The following is a 23765-nucleotide window of genomic DNA, read 5'->3' as shown; positions in this document are numbered from 1 at the left end:
GGCTCGCTCGCGATGCCCGCAACGAAAGGGCTGCCATGACGCAGACGTTCCCCGCCGCCCCACGGCGCGGTGTGCTGTCCATCGACGAGGGCACCACGGGCACCCGGGCCGGAGTCGTCCTCGACTCCGGGGCCGCCCACGAGGTGTTCTACCGGTCGATCGAGGTCGGCCATCCGGACGACCTCTCGGTCGAGCAGGACCCGATGGAGATCTGGACCGCCACCGTCGAGGTGGCGCGCCGGGCCGTCGGCCGGGCCCGTGCGGAGGGCATCGGGATCACCTCGGTGGCCCTCTCCACCCAGCGGGCCACCGCGATGCTGTGGGACCGGGTCACCGGCCGGCCGCTGCTGCCCGCGGTGGTGTGGCAGGACCGGCGCCACGCGGCCGAGCTGACCGCGTACGGGACCGAGTGGGACGCCCCCCTGCTGGCCCGCCAGGGCCGGCCGGTCGGCGCCCGTTCCCCCTTCCTCTGGGCCGCCCGGCAGATCGCCGGGCACCCCGAGGTGGCCGCCGCGCACCGCGCGGGCCGGCTGCTCTTCGGCACCGTCGACACCTGGCTGATCTGGCGCCTCACCGGCGGCGCCGTGCACGCCACCACGCCGACGAACGCCGCCTCCACCGGTGGTTACCTGCTGGAACGGCACGCCTGGGACGAGGAGTGGATCGGCCACCTCGGCTTCCCCCTCGACCTGCTGCCGGAGCTCCGCTCCGACGACGCCGGATTCGGCACCACCGACCCGGCCGCCCTCGGCATCGCCGTCCCGCTGGCCGCCTCCATGGGCGACCAGCACGCCGCACTCGTCGCGCTCGGCGGTCTCGCCGCCGGGCAGGGCATGTGCGTGTACGGGACCGGCGCCTTCGTCGACGCGGCGACCGGCACCACGCCCGCCCTGCCCCGGCCGGACATCTCCGGGGTGCTCGCCCAGCCCGGCCGGCGGCAGGGCGGCACCAGCCACTACAGCCTGGAGGCGTACACCTCCACGGCGGGTTCGGCGCTGCGCTGGCTCTGCGACGACCTGGGGCTGTTCGCCTCGCCGAAGGAGCTCGGTGAGGAAGCGGGCCGGGTCCCCACCCGGCCGGGCCGCACCCCGCGTTTCGTCCCGGCGCTCGCCGGGATCCGTACGCCGGTCTGGCACCCGGAGGCCACCGCTTCCCTCACCGGGCTCACCCTCGCCACCACCCGCGCCGACCTCGCGCGCGCCGTCCTCGACGGGATCGCGCACTCGGTGTGCGACCTGATCGACGGCGTCGCCGACACCATGGGCACCCCGTTCACCCGGCTCCGGGTCGGCGGCGGCGTCTCCGGCAGCGACCCGCTCATGCGCATCCAGGCCGACCTGACCGGCCTGCCGCTGGAGCGGGTCTCCGACTCCGCGACCGCGAGCCTGCGCGGCACCGCCTATCTGGCCGGGGTCGCCCAGGGCCTGTGGTCCTCGCTCGAGGAGGTCGTCGAGGCGCAGCCGCAGGGCCGGATCTTCGAACCCTCGATCACCGCGGCCGAACGCGCCGAGCAGCGGCGCGCCTGGCGCGACGTGCTGATCGCCCACCTGGGCGATCCCGCGCTGCTCCCGCTGAAGGCCCCCGAACCCCACACCCCTCGCTGACGGCCCCGGCCGTCGCACCGGCGGCCGACCCGACCACACGGCCGCCGCACCGGAACACCAGGAGTTGATGTTGTGATCACCATGCCCGCCAGGAAACCGCGGCGCTCCGCCGCGGCGACCCGCCGTACGCCCCTGCTGCTCGACCGGGCGGCCCTCAAGCGCCGGCTGGCCGACGACACGTACGACGTGCTCGTCATCGGCGGCGGCATCACCGGGGCGTACGCGGTGCTCGACGCGGTCTCGCGCGGTCTGCGCGCGGCCCTGGTCGAGAAGGACGACTTCGCGTCCGGCACCTCGTCGAAGTCCTCGAAGATGGTGCACGGCGGCCTGCGCTACATCGAGCAGGGCAACGTCAACCTGGTCCGCCACTCGCTCCTGGAGCGGCACCGCTTCCGGAAGAACGCCCCTCATCTGGTGCACCGGCTGCCGTTCCTCTTCCCGATCCTGGAGAAGGAGGGGGTGTTCGACGCCCGGCTGGCCAAGGGCTTCGAGGGTCTGCTGTGGACGTACGACCTGGTCGGGGGGTGGCGGATCGGCAAGCTCCACCAGCGGCTCACCGTGCCCGAGGTCCTCGCCCAGGCGCCGACGCTGCGCTCGGAGAACCTCAAGGGCGGGCTGATGTACTTCGACGCCCGCACCGACGACGCCCGGCTCGTCCTCACCATCGTCCGCACCGCCGCCGCACTCGGCGCGACGGTCCTCAACGGGGCGAAGGCCGAGGGACTGCTGACGCGGGCGGGCAAGGTGTCCGGGGCCCGGGTCTCGGCGGACGGCGACAGCATCGACATCCGCGCCCGCGCGGTCGTCAACGCCACCGGGGTGTGGACCGACGAACTGGACGCGAAGGCGGACGACGGGCACAAGCCGCAGGTGCGGCCCGCCAAGGGCGTCCACATCGTGGTGCCGTGGGACAAGGTGCGGATCAACTGCACGGTCACCGTGCCGATCCCCGGCCGGGCCCGCCGCGCGACCTGCACCCGCTGGGGCAACAGCGTCGTGCTGGGCACCACCGACGAGGACTACCAGGGGTCCCCCGACGACGTGCACTGCACCCGCGAGGAGATGGACTTCCTGCTGGAGGGCGCCAACACCGCCTTCGAGGGGAAGCTCACCCCGGACGACGTGGTCGGATCGATCGGCGGTCTGCGCCCACTGGTCGGCGGCAAGGAGGGCGCGACGCTCGACATGCGCCGCGACCACCACATCACCATCGGCCGCACCGGCATGGTGACGGTGACCGGCGGCAAGCTCACCACCAGCCGGCACATGGGCGAGCTCGTCATCGACAAGGTGATGACGGTCCTCGGCCGCAAGGGCCGCAGCCGCACCACCGACCTCCCGCTGCTCGGCGGCGCCGGGTACGACTCCGAGGCCGTCGCCGCGTCCGGCGGCATCGCCGCGCACCTGGGCGAGCGCTTCGGCACCGAGGCCCGGTTCGTCGGCGACCTGATCCAGGACGACCCGGCGCTGGCCGAGCCGGTCGTCGCGGGACTCCCGTACACGAAGGCGGAGGTCGTGTACGCGGCCCGCGCCGAACTGGCCCGCTCGGTCGACGACGTGCTCTCGCGCCGGCTGCGCGCCCGGCTGTTCGCCCGGGACGCGTCCGTGGACGCCGCCGGGGCCGTCGGCGCGATCCTCGGCCGGGAACTGAACCTCACGGAGGCGGAGGTCGAGCGCTCGGTCGCCGAGTACCTCGCAGCCGTCCGTCACGAAAAGTCCGTACTCCTCGAAGGGGCAGCAGCATGATCAGCCGTCAGACCATCACCCATCCGTTCAACCGGGGCGACTACACCGTCGGCGCCCCCAGCTTCGCGAAGTGGGCGCGCAACACCCCGGTCGGGGACGGGGAGGCCGCCCTCCAGGTGGACCCGGTCGAGGTTCCCGAGGCCGTGGTCGAGGCGCTGCGCGGGGCCGCGCACGCGGTGCACACCGCGCGCGAGGAGGTCGTCACCCGGACCCGTGACTGGTGGGCCGGGTCGATGATCGGCGAGACCGAGGGCCGGCCCGCGACGCCGGACGCCGTGGTCGTCGAGGCGGCCGACGCCGACCAGGTCGCGGCCGTGCTGCGGATCTGCCACGAGGCGGGCGTCCCGGTCACCCCGTCCGCGGGCCGCTCCAACGTCACGGGCGCGGCGCTGCCGGTGTTCGGCGGCGTCGTCCTGGACGTCTGCGGGCTGAACGCGATCACCGGCTTCGACGCCGAGTCGAACATCGTGGACGTCCAGGCCGGCATGTTCGGCGACCTCTTCGAGAAGCAGCTCCAGGAGGAGTACGGCGTCACCACCGGCCACTGGCCGTCCGCCTTCGCCGTCTCCACGGTCGGCGGCTGGATCGCCTGCCGCGGCGCCGGCCAGCTCTCCACCCGGTACGGCAAGATCGAGGACATGGTCGTCGGCGTGGACGTGGTGCACGCCGACGGCACCCGGGCCACGTACGGCGACTACGCCCGCGCCGCGGTCGGCCCGGACCTGCGCCAGCTGTTCGTCGGCTCCGAGGGCACCCTCGGGGTGATCGTGTCGGCCCGGCTGCGGGTGCACCCGCTGCCGGAGTACGCGAACGCCGTCGCGTACGGCTTCGAGACCTTCGCCCAGGGCCTGGACGCCTGCCGCCGGATCATGCAGCGCGGCGCCACCCCGGCCGTCCTGCGGCTGTACGACGCCCTGGAGTCGGGCACCCACTTCGGTCACCCGGAGACCAACCTCCTGCTCGTCGCGGACGAGGGCGACCCGGCGATCGTGGACGCCTCGATCCGGGTGGCGAAGGAGGTCTGCGCGGAGTACGGCCCCGAGCTGGACAGCAGGGCGGTCTTCGAGCGCTGGCTGGACGAGCGGATGCTGGTCGGCAAGTCCGCCGACGGCTTCAAGCCCGGTCCCGGCTTCGTCGCCGACACCCTGGAGATGGCCGCGTCCTGGACCGACCTGCCGGTGATCTACGACGAGGTGGTCGCCGCGATCCAGTCGGTGGACGGCACCCTGGCCGCCTCGGCCCACCAGTCCCACGCGTACACCGACGGCGCCTGCGTCTACTTCTCGCTGCGCGGCGACGTGGCTCCCGAGTCGCGCCGCGACTGGTACCGCTCGGTGTGGGACGCCGCCAACGCCGTGCTGATCAGGCACGCGGCGGCGCTCAGCCACCACCACGGCTGCGGTCTGCTGCGCGGCCCCTACCTGGAGGAATCCCTCGGGGCGGGCTTCGCGACCTTCGTCGCGGTGAAGAAGGCGCTGGACCCGGCCGGCATCCTCAACCCTGGCAAACTGGGCCTTCCCAGCCGATTCGGTACGTCCCCGCTGCACTGACGGCGGCCACGAACCCTCCTCCTCCAGGCAGGCCCTCGCCATGACCCCTTCCCCCTCCCGGTCCGGTGCCGCGCTCGACCCCCGGCTCGTCTCGGCGTTCGCCGAGGTGCCGCTCGTCGCGTCGGTCGTCGGCACCCAGCCGCTGCGGCAGTTCCTGACCGCACCGGTCAGGGTGTGCATCCTCGCCTCGTTCGCGGTGGGGCAGTTGCCCCAGGTCGTGCCGGCGCTGGGCCGGGCGGGGAAGACCGTGTTCGTGAACGTGGACAGCAGCCCCGGTCTGGCACAGGACCGGGGCGCGCTGGAGTTCATCAAGAACATGGGCGCGCACGGCGTGGTCAGCACCCGGCTGTCCCTGATAGAGAAGGGCCGCCCGCTCGGTCTGCTCACGATGATGAAGGTGTTCGTCACCGACCGGTCCAACCTGCGCCGTTCCACGGACGCGATCTCGCGCGGGGCGCCGGACCTGGTCGAGATCATGCCCGCCCCGATCATCGGCCGGATGAGCGCGCAGGCACAGCGCGCGATGTCCCCCTCGATCGCCGCGGGCTTCGTGGAGTCCCCCGCGGACGTGGCGCTGGCGCTGGCCCTCGGTTCGGCCGCCGCCGCCACGTCCGACCCCCGCCTCTGGCACCTGCGCCGGGACCAGCTGCCGCCGGTCCCGCCCACCGCCCTGAAGAGGCCCGCCGCACCACCCCAGGAGTAAGTCCCCATGTCCTACGTCGTCGTCGCCCGCTACCGCACCAAGGAGGGCGAGGAGAACACCGTCCTCCCCCTGCTCGACGCGATGGCCGCCGCCTCCCGGCAGGAGCCGGGCAACCTCGCCTACCGGGTCCACCAGGGCACCGAGGATCCGCGGGCGGTCGTGCTGTACGAGGAGTACGCCTCCGAGGCCGACTTCACCGCGCACTGCGCCACCGAGCACTTCCGGGAGATCGTGCTCGGCCGGGTCGTCCCGCTGCTGGAGAGCCGTGACGTGCTGCGCTGCGCCCCGCGTCCGGAGGTGGCGGCGTGAGGACCCGTGCGGTGGTGCTGCGCGGCGTGTCCACCGCCCGCCCCTACTCCGAAACCCATCCGGTCGAGGTGGAGGAGCTGGAGCTGGGCGCCCCGCGCGAGGGCGAGGTGCTGGTCCGCGTCGCGGCCGCCTCGCTCTGCCACTCCGACCTCTCGGTGGTCAACGGCGACCGGGTCCGTCCGCTGCCGATGGCCCTGGGCCACGAGGCGGTGGGGGTCGTCGAGGACACCGGGCCGGGCGTCGGCCGGGTCTCCCCCGGTGACCACGTGGCCCTGGTCTTCGTACCGAGCTGCGGTTCCTGCGCCGACTGCGCGGCGGGCCGGCCGGCGCTGTGCGCGCGGGCCGCCGCGGCGAACGGTTCGGGCGCGCTGCTGCACGGCCCGTCGCTGCTGACCGACGCGTCCGGCGAAACGGTCCACCACCAGCTGGGCGTCTCCGCGTTCGCCGAGCACGCGGTGCTGGCCCAGGAGTCGGTGGTGCCGATCCCGAAGGACGTCCCGTTCGCCGTGGCGTCGCTGTTCGGCTGCGCGGTGCTGACCGGTGCCGGGGCCGTCATCAACACGGCGGCGCTGCGGCCGGGGCAGTCGGCGGTGGTGTACGGCCTGGGCGGGGTGGGCCTGTCCGCGGTGCTGGGCGCCCGCGCGGCCGGCGCGTACCCGGTCGTCGCGGTCGACCCGGTCCCGGAGAAGCGCGAACTGGCCCTCCGGCTGGGCGCGAGCCACGCGTTCGCCCCCGACGACGCCGTGCGGCAGATCCGTGAACTCACCTCCGGCGGCGCCGAGGTGGCGGTCGAGGCGGTGGGCAGCCCGAAGGTGATGGCCGAGTGCCTGACGGCGGTGGCCCGGGGCGGCAAGGTCGTCTCGGTGGGCCTGCCCGCCCCCGACCGGGTGCTGGAGGTCCCGGCGCTGGCGTTCGCGGGCGAGGGCAAGTCCCTGCTGGGTTCGTACATGGGCGACGCGGTGCCGCGCCGTGACCTGCCGAGGTTCCTGGACCTGTGGCGGGCGGGCCTGATGCCGGTGGAGCTGATGCACACGGGCACGCTGCCGCTGGCCGACATCAACACCGCTCTGGAGGAGCTGGCCTCGGGCCGGGCGATCCGTCAGGTCATCGACACCTCGGGCCTGCTGGACGGCTGACGCCGGAGCCGTGGCCGGCCGACGGCGCCCCTTGCCGGTCCGGGGGCGCCGTCGGCCGGTCAGCCGTCGGCCTTCTCGGTCCGCGCCGCGGCCGCGGGCGTGAAGTGCAGGAAGATCTTGCGCCGGCTGATGCGCCATCCCCGCTCGCCGCGCACGATCACGTCCTCGTAGGTCACGCTTCCGCACTCACCGTCCGGGCCCGCGCCGATCCCCTTGGACCGGGCGTGGACCCGGCCGTCCCCGGCCTCGGTGAGCACGATGTTGGTGACGTGGTGGCCGACGGGCGCGCCCGGCTTGCCCGCCCGCGCCCGCGCCATGTCCCGGAAGGCCGCCAGCCCGCGCACCTCCCCGTGCCCGAGGTTCGAGGTCTCGTAGACGATGTCGTCGGTGAACAGCTCGTCCAGCCGGTCCATTTCGTCGTTGTCGACCAAGTGCCCGTGCAGGGCGAGCAGTTCGGAGATGTCCAGACGGTCCTCGACACTGAGCGTCATCGCCGGTCCTTTCATGAGATCTCGCGATGTGCGGCAGTTATACGAGGAGGGCTCCCCGTGCGACCCGGCACAGCACCGGTCACACACCGTCGTGGCCCGGGGAGTTCATTCCGCTGGAGCAACCTGACGGCGCTCGTGACGGAGCAGCACGACCCCGTTGCCGAATGCCCTGGTCTCGACCAGACGGAGGCCGGTCCGGACCGCCGAGGCGGGGAACAGGGGCTTGCCCCGGCCGATGAGGACCGGATGGACGTAGACGCGGTACTCGTCGACCAGGTCGAGCCGCATGAAGGCCGCGCCGAGGTCGGCGCCCCCGAGACACAGGTCCCCGCCGGGCTGCGCCTTCAGCGCCCTGATCTCCTCCGCATCGACCTCCCGCCTGATCGTGGCGTTCCGGCCGACGTGTTCCAGGGTCCGGGAGAACACGATCTTGGGCGTCTCCCGCCAGATGCCGGCGAACTCCACCGTGGTTTCGGTGGCGGAGGGATCGGAGTCGGCGGTCGGCCAGAAGTCCTCCATGAGCTGATAGGTCACCCGCCCTTCGAGGAAGCCGCCCATGGTCCCGAGCAGCTCGTTGAAGTGCCGGTGCAGTTCGTCGTCGACCACGTGCCAGTCGATCTCGCGGTCCGGCCCCTCCATGAAGCCGTCGAGGGACATCGAGGCCATCAGGACGATCTTCCTCATCACGATCCTCTCCCGCCGGAGGCGTTGTGCCACACGGTTGCCCGGCGTCCCAACAGTTGACGCCTCCGCCGCGCGCCCGGCAACGAGTGACACGCTCCGGCGGGCGCGGTCCGTGCCGGGTACGGCGTACGGTGATGCCCCGGAGGAATCCGGAGGAATGAGGTTCCCGGTGAGAGCAGGTACGGCCCGGTCGGCCGCGGTCCGGTGGGTCGCCGAGCACGCCCGGCCCGCTCCCGGTTTCCGCGGTGCCTGTTTCAGCGGTTCCACGGTGGGCCTGCCGGACGACGCCGAGCTGTCCCCGTTCTCGGACGTGGACGTGATGGTCGTCACCGCCGCACCGGGCCCGCCGGCCGGGCCCGGAAAGTTCCGCTTCCGGGGTGCACTGCTGGAGGTCAGCCATCTGCCGTGGGACGAACTCGCCTCGGCGGACGGGGTGCTCTCCTCGTACCACCTGGCGGGAAGCTTCCGCCGGGACACGGTCATCGACGACCCGACGGGCCGGCTGCGCGAGCTGCGGGCGGACGTGTCGCGCCGGTTCGCCGAGCCGTCGTGGGTGCGCCGCCGGTGTCTGGACGCCGAGCGCCGGATCGAGAGCCGGCTCGCCGCCTTCGACTCCTCGGCGCCGTTCCACGAACAGGTGACGTCCTGGCTGTTCCCCACCGGGGTGACCACCCACGTCCTGCTGGTCGCGGCGCTGCGCAACCCCACGGTCCGGCTGCGGTACCCGGCGGCCAGGGAGGTCCTCGACGCGTACGGGCAGGGGCACCTGTACCCGGAGCTGCTGGAACTCCTGGGCTGTGCGCGGCTGTCGGCCCGCCGGGCGGGGCACCATCTGGACGAGCTCGCCCGGACCTTCGACGCCGCCGCCGCGGTCGCCCGCACCCCGTTCTTCTTCAGCGGCGACATCACCGCCGGGGCGCGGCCGGTCGCCATCGACGGCAGTCGGCACCTCGTCGAGCGGGGCGACCACCGCGAAGCGGTGTTCTGGATCGTCGCGACCTTCGCGCGGTGCCACACCGTGCTGGCCGCGGACGCTCCTGAACTGCACCGTGCGCGTCTCCCGGCCTTCCGGGAGGCGGTCGCCGACCTCGGCATCGTCTCCACCGAGAACATGCTCCGCCGGGGCGAGGAGGTTCTCGCCTTCCTGCCCCGGCTTCGGCGGACCGCCGAGCGGATCCTGGCGGCCGGCCCCGGCGGTATCCCCCGGCCCGGGTGAGGTCCGGCCTTCCCTCCCGCCGGGCCCGTCGCACTGCTACCTTGTCGGCATGTTCCTCCCCCGTGCGTAGGACCCCGTGACTGACCGCACCCCCTCGTTCCACCGGGTGCGGCCCCTCGGTGTCCCCCGCATGCCCGCAGCGCCGTGCGTCGCGCTGCCCTTCACGAGGAACGTCCTCATGCCTTCGTCCTCGGCCGCGCCGTCGCGCGCGCCTTCGTACGCCGCCGTCCTGCGTACCCCGCACGCCGCCCGCACCTTCGGTTCCGCCCTGCTGGGGCGGCTCTCGTACGGGGTGGTCCCGCTCTCCCTGATGCTGGCGGTGAACGACGCCACCGGCTCGTACTCCGTCGCCGGTACCGTCATGGCCCTGTTCGGGGCCACCAGTGTCTTCCTCTCCCCCGCCCGTGCCGCGCTGATCGACCGGCACGGGCCGCGCCGGGCCCTGCCGCCGATGGCCGGGAGCCACGCGGTGCTGCTCGCCGCCCTGGCGTACGTCACCTGGCGGCCGGGGGCCCCGCCGGTCCTGCTGGGGGTGCTCGCCGTGGCGGCGGGTGCCTGTACTCCGCCGCTGGGGCCGGTGATGCGGACCCTGTGGAGCCGCCTCGTCCCGGAACGGGAGCTGCTGCGGCGGGCGTACGGCCTGGACGGTGTCGCCGAGGAACTGCTGTTCGTCACCGGGCCGTTGCTGGTGGGCGTGGTCATCGGGTTCACCGTTCCCGCAGCGGGCGTCGCGATCGGCTCGGCGCTCGTGCTGGGGGGCACCCTGGCCATGGTGTCCTCGCCCGCGCTGCGCGGCGGGGGCGCGGAGGAGACGGCGAAGGAGGCCGGGACCGGGCCGGATGCTCCCCGCCGGCAGCGGCTGCTCGGTGTCGTCGGGGTGCGGCACGCCGCGCTCGTGGCGGCGGCCGTGGGGCTGTGCCTGGGCGGTCTGGATCTACTGGTGGTGGCCTTCGCCGAGCAGCACGGCCGGGGTGCGGCCGTGGCGTGGGTGCTGGCCGCGCTCTCGGCGGGCAGCGCGGTCGGCGGGCTGGCCCACGGCGCCGTTCCCTGGCGTGCGTCGAACCGGGCGCGGCTGCCGTGGCCGACCGTCGGCCTGGGGGTGGCGCTGGCCGGGGCCGGGCTGTCGCCCGATGTGTACGTGCTGGCCGGGGTGGTCGCGGCCGCCGGGGTGTTCGTCGCCCCGGCGCTGACGACCGCCTATCTCGTCGCGGACGAGTCCGTGGCGGAGGGCGCCCGCACCCGGGCGGGGGCGTGGGTCAACACGGCGGTCAACGCCGGGTCGTCGGTGGGCGCCGCCGCCGTGGGGCTGCTGGTGGACCGGTTGCCGCCGGCCGTCTGCTTCGCGGTCGCGGCGGTTCCCGCGCTGCTGTGCGCGGCGGTGGTGTTCCGTGCCCAGGTGGCGCGGGGTGCGGTGGACCGTGCCGGAACGGCCCGGGGCGCGGTCAGCCGTCCGTGACCGGGAGGTCCGGGGCGCGCCAGTCCTCCCAGACCGCGGCGAGCTCCGCCTCGACGGCCGGGGCCACCGTGTCCAGCAGCCGTACCTGTGCTCCCGGCCCCGCCAGTACCGTGCGGTACGGGTGGGGCCGGCCGTCCGGCACCGTGCCGAGGACGGTGACCGAGCCGATGATCCGGTGGGGGCCCAGGATGCCGGGGAGTTCGCGCAGTTCCGGATCGGTGAGGTCCAGGTCCTCGACCAGCAGCTCGTGGCCGTCGTACGTGGCCCGGGTGGTCGCCCGCACGGCGCCGCCGCGTTCGCCGGAGCGGCCCAGGACCAGGGTCTCGCGCCACAGCATCCGGGCCCCGGCCGCCAGCTCGATCTCCATCGAGCGTTCGACCGCGGCTCCGGCCGAGACCACGAACGGCCGGGCGTCCCAGTGCAGTTCGCCGCCCTCCGCGACGTCGACCCGGGCCCGCCACCTGGACGTGCCGCCGCGGTGGTCGTACGCGACCAGGCCGGACGGTTCGACCAGTTCGAGCCGGGCGCCGGGGCCGACCGAGACGTGCAGCAGCAGGTCGTCACCGGCGAGCAGGCCCGCCCGGGTGCCGACCAGGGCGATCCGCAGCCGGTCGGGGGACGGCAGCAGGGGGCGGGGCGCGAGGAACGCCCCGGGGCGCAGTTCGCGGGCGGTGTGGCGGCCCGTGCCGTCGCGTTCGACGCGGACGACGGTGGGGTCGGCGGACTCCGTGGTCATGAGTGGTCGTGGCTGTGCGGGGCCATCGGGCCCGGGTCGGTGGGGACCAGGGTGCCGTCGCGGTGGCGTGCGAGCACCGACCGTACCCAGTCGGCGAGTTCGGCCACGGACACCGGGTCGTGCTTGGAGAGCGCGAGGACCGGCAGGCCGTCGCGGGCGTCCGACGCGTCGGCGACCATCGCGGCCACGTCGACCTCCACATGGGGGGCGAGGTCGGTCTTGTTGATGATCAGGAGGTCGGCCCCGGTGATGCCGGGACCGCCCTTGCGGGCGACGTCGCCGCCGCCCGCGACGTCGATGCAGAAGAGCTGGGCGTCGGCGAGGGCCGGGCTGAAGGTGGCGGTGAGGTTGTCGCCGCCGCTCTCGACGAGCACCAGGTCGAGCGGCCCGTAGGCCTCCTCCAGGTCCTCGACGGCGTCGAGGTTGGCGGTGATGTCGTCGCGGATCGCGGTGTGCGGGCAGGCGCCGGTCTCGACGGCGCGGATGCGTTCGGTGGGCAGGACGCCCGCCGAGCGGAGGAAGCGGGCGTCCTCGTCGGTGTAGATGTCGTTGGTGACGACGGCCATGGCGAGTTCGCCGGCCAGTTCGCGGCACAGGGTGGCGAGGATCGAGCTCTTGCCGGTGCCGACCGGGCCCGCGACGCCGAGGCGCAGGGCGCGCGGCCGGTGCCCGTGCGGGTGGTCCGGGGTGTGGGCGTGCTGGTCGTGGTGCTGGTCAGGCAAGGAAGAGTCTCCGTTCTCGTCGTGCGTGTTCGAGGGCCCACTGTTCGGTGAGCGGGGGTGTACGGGCCGGCAGTCCGGCCGGGGTCCGTACCGCGAGGGCCTCGGCGACCGCCGCCTCGGTGTGCGGTGCGGCGTCGAGGATCCAGGCGACCGTGTCGAGCGGGTCGCCGGGCAGGAGCTTGAGCGCCGCGGAGGCGATGGTCTGGAGTTCGTCGTGGACGACGGCATGCGCCAGTTCCTCGGGGGTCACCTTCATGACCGCCCCGAGGGCGCCGAGCGCGACCGGCCGCAGCGGGCGGGGCCGGAGCGCGGCCAGGGCGGTGACCGCCGGGTGGTCCGGGGCCAGCCGCCGGGCCAGCCGGTGCACCCCGCGGCCGAGCGTCGCCGACGCCTCGCGCAGGGGCGCGGCGGGGGTGCGGGCCGCGAGGGCGTGCTGGACGGGGCCGTAGTCCACCGGGTCCCGCCCCGCGGCCCGCAGGGCGAGCACGGCGGCGGCGGCCTCGGTGACGGCGGCGGTGTGCAGCCGGGCCCGCAGCAGGGCGGGGATGTCGTCGCGGGTGAGTCCGGCCGCGACGGCCGGTTCGAGTCCCGCGCTGTAGGTGTACGCGCCGACCGGGAGCCGTCCGTCGCCGAGCAGGAGGAGTGCCGGGTTCGCCATCAGAACATGGAGTACCGCTGGGCCAGCGGCAGTTCGGTGGCGGGGGCGGGCTCGACGGGCTCTCCGTCGATCCGGATGGCGAAGGTCTCCGGGTCGACGTCGATGTCCGGGAGCGCCGTGTTGTTCGGCAGGTCCGCCTTGGTGAGGTGGCGGGTGGGTTTCACGGCCACCAGTTCCCGTACGATCCCGAGCCGTTCGGCCAGTCCGTCGGCCAGGGCGGCCGGGGCGACGAAGCCGACCGAGAGGTGCGGGGCGGCGTCGGCGGCCGCGGTGGGGCGCAGCAGGACGGGCTGGGTGGTGGGGATCGCGGCGTTGGCGTCGCCGAGCGGGGCGTACACCACCATGCCGCCCTTGACGACGGCGGCGGGGCGGATGCCGAAGAAGGCGGGGTCCCACAGCACCAGGTCGGCCAGTTTGCCCGGTTCGACGGAGCCGACGACGTGGTCGATGCCGTGGGCCACGGCGGGGCAGATCGTGTACTTGGCGACGTAGCGGCGGGCGCGTTCGTTGTCGGCGGGCAGTTCGCTGCCGCGGTCGCCGAAGCGCTGCTTCATGGTGTGGGCGACCTGCCAGGTGCGGCAGACGACCTCGCCGATGCGGCCCATGGCCTGGGCGTCGGAGGAGGTGATGGAGAGGGCGCCGATGTCGTGCAGGACGTCCTCGGCGGCGATGGTGGTGGCGCGGATGCGGGACTCCGCGAAGGCGAGGTCCTCGGGGACGCGCGGGTTGAGGTGGTGGCAGACCATCAGCATGTCGAGGTGTTCGGCGACGGTGTTGACGGTGTGCGGGAGCGTCGGGTTGGTGGAGGCGGGGAGGATGTGGGGGTGGGAGGCGACGGTGATGATGTCGGGCGCGTGGCCGCCGCCCGCGCCCTCGGCGTGGAAGACGTGGATGGAGCGTCCGGCGATGGCGTCGAGGGTGCCTTCGACGTAGCCCGCCTCGTTGAGGCTGTCGGCGTGCAGGGCGACCTGGAGGCCGTAGGTGTCGGCGGCCCTCAGCGCGGCGTCGATGGCGGCGGGGGTGGCGCCCCAGTCCTCGTGGACCTTGTAGCCGCCGGCCCCGGCGAGCGCCGCCTCGCGCAGGGCCTCCTCGCCGACGGTGGAGCCCTTGGCGAAGAGCATGACGTTGAGCGGGACGCGGTCCAGCGACCGGTACATCATCGCCAGGTGCCGGGCGCCGGGGGTGACGGTGGTGGCCTTGGAGCCCTCGGTGGCGCCGGTGCCGCCGCCGATGACGGTGGTGGTGCCGGTGGCGAGGGCCTCGTGCAGGGTCTCCGGCATGAGGAAGTGGACGTGGGTGTCGACGGCCCCGGCGGTGAGGATGCGGCCCTCGCCGGAGATCACGTCGGTGCCGGGGCCGATCACCAGGTCGGGGTGGACGCCGTCGCTGATGTCGGGGTTGCCGGAGCGGCCGAGGGCGACGATCCGCCCGTCCCGTACGCCGACGTCGGTCTTGACGACGCCCCAGTGGTCGAGGACGACGACGTTGGTGATGACGAGGTCGAGGGCGCCGTCGGCGCGCGAGGCGGTGGACTGGGCCATGGATTCGCGGATGGACTTGCCGCCGCCGAACACGGCCTCGTCGCCGCCGAAGCAGCGGTCCTCCTCGATCTCGATCCAGAGGTCGGTGTCGGCGAGGCGGACGCGGTCGCCGGTGGTGGGGCCGTACAGCGCCGCGTAGGCGGCGCGGGTCATGCGTGCCATGTCAGCGCTCCTCCGTTTCCGCGGTCCCCGGGTCGTCCGTTTCCGCGGTCTGGGGGTCGTCCGTTTCTGCGGTCCCCGGGTCGTCCGTGCATGCGGTCCGCGGGGCGTCCGTCCGCGCGGCCCGGTCGCCGGGCACGAGGATGCCGGGCACCTTCCGGAGTCCGCCCAGTTCGACGAGGGCGACCTCGGCGCCGACTCCGGGCTCGAAACGCAGCGAAGTTCCGGACGGAATGTCGAGCCGAAATCCCTGGGCCAGGGAGCGGTCGAAGGAAAGCGCGGGATTCGCGTCGGGGAAATGCAGATGCGAGCCGATCTGAATGGGCCGGTCGCCGTCGTTCACCACGGTCAGGAAAATCTGGGTTCGTGTGTCATTTATTTTCAGTTCACCGGGACCGGTCCGGATCTCGCCGGGGATCATGGGATCGGCGAGGTGATCGTGACGAGCTTGCGCCCGTCCGGGAAGGTCGCTTCGACCTGAACGTCATGCAGCATCTCGGGAACACCTTCGAGCACGTCACCGCGGGTGAGAACGTTTCTTCCCGCGCTCATGAGATCACTGACGCGGGCCCCTTCGCGGGCGCGTTCCATCGCCCAGCAGGAGAGCAGGGCGACCGCCTCGGGGTAATTGAGCCGTACGCCCCGGCCCAGTCGGTCACGGGCGACCATTCCGGCAACACTCAGCAGCAATTTCTCCGTGTCGGACGGAGTGAGAAACATGGGAAACCTCCATGGCGGCATTCCCCGGAATTCCCGGAATCGCCTGGACCACGCTCCTCTTATAAGCCTCCCGGCAGCGTTGTGGCAACTCGCACCGCACCGCGATAAGTCCCTTTCTATCCTTATCGACCACCATATACGGGCAAAGTGGACAAATTTTGATCATCAAGGGAGTGTAAAAAGTGCGGCCGCGCACCCCCGGGCGAGGGGGTGCGCGGCCGCTTCGGGTGCGGTGCTCAGTGGTGCCCAGCGGTGCTCAGCAGGTCACTTCAGACCGAACGCCCGGATGATCTCCTGGTCGACGGCCAGCCCGTCGGCCGCCTCGGCGTGCGCCCTGAGCGAGACGAACCCACCGGCCTTCTTCGGGGTCTTGAACCGGGCGGTCCAGGAACCGGCCGCGTCCTTGCGCAGCTGCGCCGCCTCCCAGGTCCTCCCGTCGTCGTAGCTGACCGACAGCGAGGCCTTCGTGGCCTTCACCGCGCCGTCCAGCCACTCCTGCGTGCCCGAGGAGAGCCCGACCTCGGTCCACCGGCCCGCCTTCACGTCACCGGCGAGGTCGGTGTCGACGGCGTAGTCCAGCTGGAGCATCGGGATGTCGGCCTGGAAGGGGCCGTTCTCGTCCAGGGCGCCCGAGACGAAGTTCCACTCGGTGTGGGTACGGGTGGACGTCTTCCACACCTCGCCGTCCCGGGTGGAGTCGAGCACGAGCCGGTACGGCAGCCGCTCCGGCGCGACGTCCCAGGCGAACCCGGCCCGGCCCGCGACCTTCTTGATCAGGGTGTCGCCCTGGTAGAAGGCGGTGGAGGTGGTGTCGTACTCGTCCTCCGGCATGGCGCCCGAGTGACCGGCGCCCGAGTCCGTCCACGGCGTGAGGTTGAACTGGATGTCGTTGTACACGGACCGGAACGGACCCCAGTAGCCGGTGCCCAGCCGCGGGCGGACGACCGGGGCGAACCACTGGGCGGGGTAGGTGCGGCCCGCCGTGTAGTCCAGCTCGCCGCTGCGCATCTCCTGCGCGAAGCCGTTCTGTTCGGCGTTGAGCACCGAGTGGTTCTCGTACCAGAAGGAGGCGCCGGGCAGCGGGGTGACCCACTCCTCGCGGGTGCCGGGGAACTTCTCGTACTCCTCGAAGCCGATCCCCGGGCCGTAGTCCGGGATGTCGTAGCGGTAGCCGCCGCCGAGCACGTCCTTGTGGCCGTAGAAGGTGTTCTCCACCTTCGCCAGCCGGCGGGCGGCCGGGGCGAACTCCAGCGAGCGGTCCGGGACGACGCCGTCGTGCCGGTCGACCAGGTCGTACACGTAGCGGGCGAACTTCCGCTGCTCGATCGTCAGCTTCGCGCCGTGCCGGGCGGTCTCGATCAGCCTCTCCCCGTCCAGCCGCCGGACCGAGGCGACCGGGATGGCGGCCTCGGTGCCGTAGGGGGTGTAGCTCTCCATCAGGACGCCGTCGCCGTCGTTGACGACGAACAGCGCACCGGCGCCCGCCTCGACGGCGGCCGCGAGCCGGTCGGCGGGGGCGACCGCGTCGCTGCGGCGGACGACGACCGCCCGGCCCCTGACGTCCAGCTCCCGGTAGTCGGCCGCGGCGCCGTTGCCCGCGAAGACCGCCCGCAGCTTCTGCACACCGCTCTCCGCGACGGGCGAACCGCCCTGCACGGCGACCGGCACGTCACGGCCGCCGACCGTCAGGTCGATCAGCTTCTCGCCCTGCCGCCAGCGGGTCAGGAAGGAGAAGCTGCCCTGGGTGACCTTCTTCGTGGGGCTCGCCCACAGCTGGTCGTACGTCAGCGGGATCTGGTACGCGTCGCGCTGGACGGTGCCGTCCGGGGCGGTGCGTGCCATGTCGTACCGCAGCTGCCGGGTCTCGGTCTCCTTGGGCGTGCGCACGCTCACCTTGCGGGCCTTCGAGGCGTCGAGGGTGACGGTGTCCGGCCCGTCGAGGATGATCTCGGGGGCCGCGAGGAAGGCCAGCGCCTTCGAGTCGGCGCGGTCACCGGCGACGTCCGCGGCGGTCCAGGCGGTGTAGTTGCCCGGCGGCAGCCGCAGCGTGGTCTCGCCGGACACCGCGACGGGCTGGATCTGCGGGTCGCCCAGCGCGCCCAGGACGACGGTGCCGTCCATCGGCTTTCCGGCCCGGTCGCGGAGCCTGAGCGTCAGGTCGTACCGCTCCTCCTCCTTGGTCAGGGCGAAGCCGGTGTGGGCGACGACGGTGCCCGCCTCGTCCCTGGCGAGGACCTGGCCGGAGAACTGCGTGTCGTTCGCGACCTTCGACGGGTCCAGCGAGAGCACCGCATCGGCGGTGGAGCCGGCCGGCACGGTCAGCTTCTTCGTGGACAGGGTGTAGGCCTCGGCATCGGTGTCCGTCGCCAGGTCGAGCGTGACGTCCTTCGTACCGGTGTTGCGGTAGGTGATGGTCCGCTCGGCGGCCGGGTCGGACGGGGAGTGCGGCCAGTCGTAGGTGGCGACCGCGACGGAACCGGTGGCCTCGATCGTGGTGTCGATCGCCGCCTTCACGTCGAGCCGTCCGGTGCCCTGCTCGTACGGGCTGTACGCGTCGAGCCGCTTCGACGAGCTCATCAGCGCGTCCTTGATCCGCTGGCCGGACCAGTCGGGGTGACGCTGCTTCAGGATGGCCGCCGCGCCCGCGACATGGGGCGTGGCCATCGACGTGCCGGACATCGACCGGTACATCCCCTCGGCGCCCGGGACCGCCTGCGAGGCCGCGGCCCCGATGTCCACGCCCGGCGCGGAGAGGTCCGGCTTCAGGCCGTGGGAGCGCACCAGGGGGCCCATCGAGGAGAAGTCCGCGCGGTTGTCCCGCTTGTCGACGGCCGCGACGGTGAGCGCCTTCTCCGCCGAGCCGGGCGCGCCGATCGTGCCCGCGCCGTAGGCGTTGCCCGCGGCGATCACGAACAGCGGGCCGCCGTCGGCGGAGAGCGCGTCGACGGCCCGCGACATCGGGTCGGAGCCGTCGTCCGGGACGGGGGAGCCCAGGCTCATGGAGACCACGTCGGCGCCTTCGGCCTTCGCCCACTCCATGGCCTCGATGATGCCGGAGTCCGCGCCGGAGCCCTCGTCGCCCAGCACCTTGCCGACGAGCAGGCCGGCACCCGGGGCCACCCCCTTGTTGGCACCGCCGGAGGCCGCGCCGGAGCCCGCGATCGTGGAGGCGACGTGCGTGCCGTGGCCGTGCTTGTCGACGACCTCCTCGCCCGGGACGAAGCTCCTGGCCTCCAGGACGCGGTCCTTGACGTCCGGGTGGGTGGCGTCGATGCCGGTGTCCAGGACGGCGACCTTGGTGCCCTTGCCGTCGTAGCCGGCGGCCCAGGCCTGCGGGGCGTTCACCTGCGGGACGGAGTCCTTGAGGACGGCCTCCGCCCGGCCGTCGAGCCAGAGTTCGGCGATGCCGTTGTCGAGCGAACGGGCCTTCGGGGTACGGGATATGTCGTTCCAGAAGGACCGGGCGGTGTCCTTGTCCGCCTTCAGCGCGGCGCCGTGGATGCTGGCCAGGGTGCGGGTCCGCTCGGCGCCGCGCGGGGCGGCGGGCAGCGAACGGCTCCGGCTCGCCGGGTAGGTGGCGATGAGCGGGATGCCGTCCGAGCGCCGGTCGTCGTACCCCATCTCGGCGAGGACCCGGACGTTGAACAGCCGGCGGTCCAGCTTGCCCGCCGCGAGCAGCGCCCCGGCCTCGTCGGGCAGGACGTAGAGGTCGTCGCCCGCCTGCTGGACGCGCACGCCGCCGACCGCGCCGTCGGGGCGGTCGACGGTGACGGTGTCCTGGTTGCCGACGCCGTCCGTGTAGTGCACGACGTCGCCCGTGAGCAGGGTGATGTCGTACTCCTTGACGGGGGCGGCGGCCTGGCGGCCGGTCGCCCCGGGCCGGTCCGCGGCGGAGGCGGAGCCCGTCACGGGGAGCAGCGCGCCGCTCACCAGGGCGACCGAGGTCGCCACCAGGAGGGCCCGGCGCCCGGCGCGGACGGGTCTCGCCCGGCCGGATGCGGAGGAGGAAGTGGAAGTCATGCGCAGATCAAATAGCCAAAAGCCCGGCTACTGCGCGGTTCGCTCCTGGCGTGAAGCCGCCTTGGCGGGAACCCGCCCCCAACGATCATGGTTTCGGGGCGGGTTCAGGCCACGGACGTGATCACCGCGGTCGGCGGTTCGCCCGTCTCGTGGTGGATCGGGGTGTGCGCGCCCCTGAGCGGCAGGCCGCTGCCGCCGCGCCGTTCGGCGACGATCTCCGCGACGATCGAGAGCGCCGTCTCCTCCGGGGTGCGGGCGCCCAGGTCGAGGCCGATCGGCGAGTGCAGCCCGGCCAGTTCCAGTTCGGTGACGCCGGCCTCGCGCAGCCGCTCGTTGCGTTCCAGGTGGGTGCGGCGCGACCCCATCGCCCCGACGTAGCCGACCGGCAGCCGCAGGGCCAGTTCCAGCAGGGGGACGTCGAACTTGGCGTCGTGGGTGAGGACGCACAGGACGGTGCGCGCGTCGACGTCGGCCGTGGCGAGGTAGCGGTGCGGCCAGTCGACGACCACCTCGTCGGCCTCGGGGAAGCGGGCCCGCGTGGCGAACACCGGGCGGGCGTCGCACAGGGTGACGTGGTAACCGAGGAACTTCCCGGCCCGCACCAGGGCCGAGGCGAAGTCGATGGCCCCGAAGACGATCATCCGGGGCGGCGGGGCGCTCGACTCGACGAACAGGGTGAGCGGCCGTCCGCAGCGCGAGCCGTCCGCGCCGACGGTGACGGAGCCGGTGCGGCCCGCGTCCAGCATCGCGCGGGCGTCGGCGGCCGCCGTGCGGTCCAGTTCCGGATGGCCGCCGAGCCCGCCCTCGTACGAGCCGTCGGGGCGGACCAGCAGCGGACGGCCGAGGAGTTCCGCGGGCCCGTCGGTGATCCGGGCGACCGCCGCCGCCTCCCCCCGTGCGGCGGCGGCGAACGCGGCGGCGAACACCGGCCGGGCGGGGTCGTCCGCCCGGACCGGCACCACCAGGATGTCGATGACGCCGCCGCAGGTCAGTCCGGCCGCGAAGGCGTCCTCGTCGCTGTAGCCGAACCGTTCGCGCACCGCGACGCCGTCCTCCAGCGCCTGCCCGCACAGCTCGTACACCGCGCCCTCCACGCACCCGCCGGAGACCGACCCGATCGCGGTGCCGTCGCGGTCGACGGCGAGCGCCGCCCCCGGCTGCCGGGGCGCGCTGCCGCCGACCGCCACGACGGTGGCCACGGCGAAGTCGCGTCCCTGCCCGACCCACCGGCCGAGCTCTTCGGCGATGTCCAGCATGGTGCTGCTCCTTCCACGGGTGCGCGGGGACGACGGGGACGACGGGTGCGCGGGGGACGGAGGGGCCCGCGGCCCCTCAGGTTCCGGTGAGGTGCTCGGGGCGTACCGGCGTCCTGTTCAGCTCCAGTCCCGTCGCGTCCCGGATCGCCGCGAGGACGGCCGGGGTCGACGACAGGGTGGGGGCCTCGCCGACGCCGCGCAGCCCGTACGGGGCGTGGTCGTCGGCGAGTTCGAGCACGTCGACCGGGATGCTCGGGGTGTCGAGGATGGTGGGGATCAGGTAGTCCGTGAAGGAGGGGTTGCGCACCTTCGCGGTCCTCGGGTCGACGAGGATCTCCTCCATGACGGCGACGCCCAGGCCCTGGGTGGTGCCGCCCTGGATCTGGCCCTCGACGGAGAGCGGGTTGAGCGCCTTGCCGACGTCCTGGGCACAGGCCAGTTCGACGACCTTGACCAGGCCCAGTTCGGTGTCGACCTCGACGACCGCGCGGTGAGCGGCGAAGGAGTACTGGACGTGGCCGTTGCCCTGTCCGGTGCGCAGGTCGAACGCCTCGGTGGGCCGGTGGCGCCACTCCAGCTCGATGTCGACCGCCTCGTCCTCCAGCACGTCCACCAGGTCGGCCAGGACCTCGCCGCCGTCGGTGACGACCTTGCCGCCCTCCAGGAGCAGTTCGGCGGTGGCCCACGCGGGGTGGTACGTGCCGAACTTGCGGCGGCCCATCTCCAGGACCTTCTCGCGGACGGCCTCGCAGGAGTGCTTCACCGCGCCGCCGGTGACGTAGGTCTGCCGGGAGGCGGAGGTGGAGCCGGCCGAGCCGACCGCGGTGTCGGCCGGGTGGATGGTGACCCGGGCGACGCCGAGTTCGGTGCGGGCGATCTGGGCGTGCACGGTGACGCCGCCCTGCCCGACCTCGGCCATGGCGGTGTGGACGGTCGCGACGGGTTCCCCGTTGATGACCTCCATCCGCACCCGGGCGGTGGAGTAGTCGTCGAAGCCCTCGGAGAAGCCGACGTTCTTCAGGCCGACCGCGTAGCCGACGCCGCGCACGACGCCCTCGCCGTGGGTGGTGTTGGACAGCCCGCCGGGCAGGGCCCGTACGTCGGGCTGCTCGCCGGCCACCTCCCACTGCCGTTCGGGCGGCAGCGGCCTGGCCTTGACCCGGCGCAGCAGTTCGGCGACCGGGGCGGGCGAGTCGACGACCTGTCCGGTCGGCAGGACGGAGCCCTGTTCCATGGCGTTGAGCTGCCTGAACTCGACCGGGTCCATGCCCAGTTCGGCGGCGAGCCGGTCCATCTGGGCCTCGTAGGCGAAGCACGCCTGGACCGCGCCGAAGCCGCGCATGGCGCCGCACGGCGGGTTGTTGGTGTAGAGCGCGATGGCCTCGATGTCCACGTCGTCGACGACGTACGGACCGACGCCGAGCGAGGAGGCGTTGCCGACCACGGCCGGGGACGCGGAGGCGTAGGCCCCGCCGTCCAGCACGATGCGGCACTTCATGTGGGTCAGCTTGCCGTCGCGGGTGGCGCCGTGCTCGTACCAGAGCTTCGCCGGGTGGCGGTGGACGTGTCCGAAGAAGGACTCGAAGCGGTTGTAGACCATCTTGACGGGCTTGCCGGTGCGCAGGGCGAGCAGGCAGGCGTGGATCTGCATCGACAGGTCCTCGCGTCCGCCGAAGGCGCCGCCGACGCCGGAGAGCGTCATGCGGACCTTCTCCTCGGGCAGGCCGAGGACGGGGGCGATCTGGCGCCGGTCGGAGTGCAGCCACTGGGTGGCGATGTACAGGTCGACGCCGCCGTCCTCGGCGGGCACGGCCAGGCCGGACTCGGGGCCGAGGAACGCCTGGTCCTGCATGCCGAAGACGTACTCGCCGCTCACCACGACATCGGCGCGGGCCGCTGCCGCGTCCGCGTCGCCGCGGACGATGGGCTGGCGGTGGACGATGTTGGGGTGGGGCACGTGCCCGATGTGGTGGTCGGTGCGGTTCTCGTGGACGAGGGGGGCGCCGGGGGCGGTCGCCGACGCCTCGTCGGTGACGACGGGCAGCTCGCGGTAGTCGATCCTGATCTTCGCGGCGGCGCGGCGGGCCGTCTCCGGGTGGTCGGCGGCCACGAGCGCCACGGGTTCGCCGTGGTGGCGGACCTTGCCGTGGGCCAGGACGGGGGTGTCCCGGATCTCCAGGCCGTAGTGCTTCACCGACGCCGGCAGGTCGTCGTAGGTGAGGACGGCGTACACGCCGGGCGTGGCGAGCGCCTCCGCGGTGTCGATGGAGACGATCTCGGCGTGCGCGAGCGTGGAGCGCAGCGTGTGGCCCCAGAGCATGTCCTCGTGCCACATGTCGGAGGAGTACGCGAACTCCCCGGTGACCTTCAGGGTGCCGTCGGGGCGGAGGGTGGACTCGCCGATGCCGCCCTTGGCGCGGGTGCCCTGGTTGATGCTGGTGGGGTTTCCGGTGAGGCCCATCGTCAGACCGTTTCTTCCGCGCGGGCGGCCGCGAGGCGGACCGCGTCGAGGATCTTCTCGTAGCCGGTGCAGCGGCAGAGGTTGCCGGAGAGCGCCTCGCGGATGTCCGCGTCGGACGGCTCGGGGTTGCGTTCGAGCAGTTCGTCGGCGGCGACCAGGAGGCCGGGGGTGCAGAAGCCGCACTGGACCGCCCCGGCGTCGATGAACGCCTGCTGGATCGGGGAGAGTTCGTCCGCCGTCCGGCCCTCCTCGCCGGTCGGCCGGGCCTCCCATCGCCGGGCCCGGTCGGGGTCGGTGCCGCAGGCGCCGGAGGCGCAGCCGCTGCCCGGGTGGGCCCGGGAGCGGTGGGCGGCGAAGTCGGCGAGGCCCTCCACCGTGACGACCTCCCGGCCCTCCACCTGTCCCGCGGCGACCAGGCAGGAGCAGACCGGCACCCCGTCCAGGCGGACCGTGCAGGAGCCGCACTCGCCCTGCTCGCAGGCGTTCTTCGAACCGGGCAGGCCCAGCCGTTCGCGCAGCACGTAGAGGAGGGACTCGCCCTCCCAGACGTCGTCCGCCTCGTGCCTGCGGCCGTTGACCGTGAAATTGACGCGCATG

General features: G+C 73.3%; 20 protein-coding genes. 8 read left to right on the top strand and 12 right to left on the bottom strand.

The features are described from left to right. Window positions 1–35 precede the first annotated feature (35 nt). From OCT49_RS28885 to OCT49_RS28860, 6 genes are all read left to right on the top strand, one after another. Window positions 36–1604, top strand: coding sequence for an FGGY family carbohydrate kinase (locus tag OCT49_RS28885; RefSeq protein WP_283854731.1), 1569 nt, complete (start codon window positions 36–38; stop codon window positions 1602–1604). 72 nt (window positions 1605–1676) lie between these two features. Beyond that, window positions 1677–3350 (top strand): glycerol-3-phosphate dehydrogenase/oxidase, encoded by a 1674-nt coding sequence (locus OCT49_RS28880; protein ID WP_349632808.1) that lies wholly within the window; start codon window positions 1677–1679, stop codon window positions 3348–3350. Then, window positions 3347–4900 (top strand): FAD-binding oxidoreductase, encoded by a 1554-nt coding sequence (locus OCT49_RS28875; protein ID WP_283854730.1) that lies wholly within the window; start codon window positions 3347–3349, stop codon window positions 4898–4900. Before OCT49_RS28880 ends, OCT49_RS28875 begins: the two co-directional genes overlap by 4 nt. 40 nt (window positions 4901–4940) lie before the next feature. Continuing rightward, the gene (locus OCT49_RS28870) at window positions 4941–5603 is read left to right on the top strand and encodes a glycerol-3-phosphate responsive antiterminator (protein ID WP_283854729.1); all 663 of its coding nucleotides are present in this window, start codon (window positions 4941–4943) and stop codon (window positions 5601–5603) included. A gap of 6 nt (window positions 5604–5609) precedes the next feature. Next, window positions 5610–5912: a putative quinol monooxygenase gene (locus OCT49_RS28865; protein WP_283854728.1), complete on the top strand. Its 303-nt coding sequence runs from the start codon at window positions 5610–5612 to the stop codon at window positions 5910–5912. After that, on the top strand, window positions 5909–7048 hold the full coding sequence (locus tag OCT49_RS28860) for a zinc-binding dehydrogenase (RefSeq protein ID WP_283854727.1): 1140 nt from the start codon (window positions 5909–5911) through the stop codon (window positions 7046–7048). The genes OCT49_RS28865 and OCT49_RS28860 overlap by 4 nt, the downstream gene beginning before the upstream one ends. Window positions 7049–7107: 59 nt before the next feature. Here OCT49_RS28860 and OCT49_RS28855 read toward each other — a convergent pair whose 3' ends face one another. Together OCT49_RS28855 and OCT49_RS28850 are read right to left on the bottom strand one after the other, a co-directional pair. Continuing rightward, complete coding sequence (locus OCT49_RS28855; RefSeq protein WP_283854726.1) at window positions 7108–7539, bottom strand: nuclear transport factor 2 family protein; 432 nt, start codon at window positions 7537–7539, stop codon at window positions 7108–7110. Window positions 7540–7644: 105 nt separating this feature from the next. Continuing rightward, window positions 7645–8223 (bottom strand): dihydrofolate reductase family protein, encoded by a 579-nt coding sequence (locus tag OCT49_RS28850; protein WP_283854725.1) that lies wholly within the window; start codon window positions 8221–8223, stop codon window positions 7645–7647. A 169-nt stretch (window positions 8224–8392) separates the two neighbouring features. On the opposite strand from OCT49_RS28850, the gene OCT49_RS28845 reads away from it, so the two are divergent. After that, window positions 8393–9439 (top strand): hypothetical protein, encoded by a 1047-nt coding sequence (locus tag OCT49_RS28845; RefSeq protein WP_283854724.1) that lies wholly within the window; start codon window positions 8393–8395, stop codon window positions 9437–9439. A 178-nt stretch (window positions 9440–9617) separates the two neighbouring features. After that, the gene (locus OCT49_RS28840) at window positions 9618–10895 is read left to right on the top strand and encodes an MFS transporter (protein WP_283854723.1); all 1278 of its coding nucleotides are present in this window, start codon (window positions 9618–9620) and stop codon (window positions 10893–10895) included. On the opposite strand, the gene OCT49_RS28835 is transcribed toward OCT49_RS28840, so the two are convergent. The 10 genes from OCT49_RS28835 to OCT49_RS28790 all read right to left on the bottom strand — a co-directional run bounded on the left by OCT49_RS28835 (window position 10882) and on the right by OCT49_RS28790 (window position 23764). Further along, window positions 10882–11631, bottom strand: a complete 750-nt coding sequence (locus OCT49_RS28835) for an urease accessory protein UreD (protein WP_283854722.1) — start codon at window positions 11629–11631, stop codon at window positions 10882–10884. The genes OCT49_RS28840 and OCT49_RS28835 overlap by 14 nt on opposite strands. After that, window positions 11628–12353 carry an urease accessory protein UreG gene (ureG, locus tag OCT49_RS28830; protein WP_283854721.1) on the bottom strand — a complete coding sequence of 242 codons (726 nt, stop codon included), beginning with the start codon at window positions 12351–12353 and terminating at the stop codon, window positions 11628–11630. The genes OCT49_RS28835 and ureG overlap by 4 nt, the downstream gene beginning before the upstream one ends. Continuing rightward, a complete protein-coding gene (locus OCT49_RS28825; protein ID WP_283854720.1) occupies window positions 12346–13011 on the bottom strand; it encodes an urease accessory protein UreF in 666 nt (221 codons plus the stop codon). The genes ureG and OCT49_RS28825 overlap by 8 nt, the downstream gene beginning before the upstream one ends. Then, a complete protein-coding gene (locus OCT49_RS28820; protein ID WP_283854719.1) occupies window positions 13011–14714 on the bottom strand; it encodes an urease subunit alpha in 1704 nt (567 codons plus the stop codon). Before OCT49_RS28820 ends, OCT49_RS28825 begins: the two co-directional genes overlap by 1 nt. Before the next feature lies 1 nt (window position 14715). After that, window positions 14716–15132 (bottom strand): urease subunit beta, encoded by a 417-nt coding sequence (gene ureB, locus OCT49_RS28815; protein ID WP_283854718.1) that lies wholly within the window; start codon window positions 15130–15132, stop codon window positions 14716–14718. Further along, a complete protein-coding gene (locus OCT49_RS28810) occupies window positions 15129–15431 on the bottom strand; it encodes an urease subunit gamma (protein WP_283854717.1) in 303 nt (100 codons plus the stop codon). Before OCT49_RS28810 ends, ureB begins: the two co-directional genes overlap by 4 nt. A 264-nt stretch (window positions 15432–15695) precedes the next feature. Beyond that, window positions 15696–19451, bottom strand: coding sequence for a S8 family serine peptidase (locus OCT49_RS28805; RefSeq protein WP_283854716.1), 3756 nt, complete (start codon window positions 19449–19451; stop codon window positions 15696–15698). A 104-nt stretch (window positions 19452–19555) separates the two neighbouring features. Then, entirely contained in the window at window positions 19556–20707 is a 1152-nt protein-coding gene (locus OCT49_RS28800; protein WP_283854715.1) for an XdhC family protein, read from the bottom strand. A gap of 76 nt (window positions 20708–20783) precedes the next feature. Then, on the bottom strand, window positions 20784–23168 hold the full coding sequence (pucD, locus tag OCT49_RS28795) for a xanthine dehydrogenase subunit D (RefSeq protein ID WP_283854714.1): 2385 nt from the start codon (window positions 23166–23168) through the stop codon (window positions 20784–20786). Window positions 23169–23170: 2 nt separating this feature from the next. Continuing rightward, on the bottom strand, window positions 23171–23764 hold the full coding sequence (locus tag OCT49_RS28790) for a (2Fe-2S)-binding protein (protein ID WP_283854713.1): 594 nt from the start codon (window positions 23762–23764) through the stop codon (window positions 23171–23173). Window position 23765: the final 1 nt, after the last annotated feature.

Origin of the sequence: Streptomyces sp. ML-6, from assembly GCF_030116705.1 — a bacterium.
Lineage (GTDB): Bacteria > Actinomycetota > Actinomycetes > Streptomycetales > Streptomycetaceae > Streptomyces.
The sequence above is the reverse complement of the archived record's forward strand: the minus strand, read 5'-3'. Positions and strand labels throughout refer to the sequence as shown.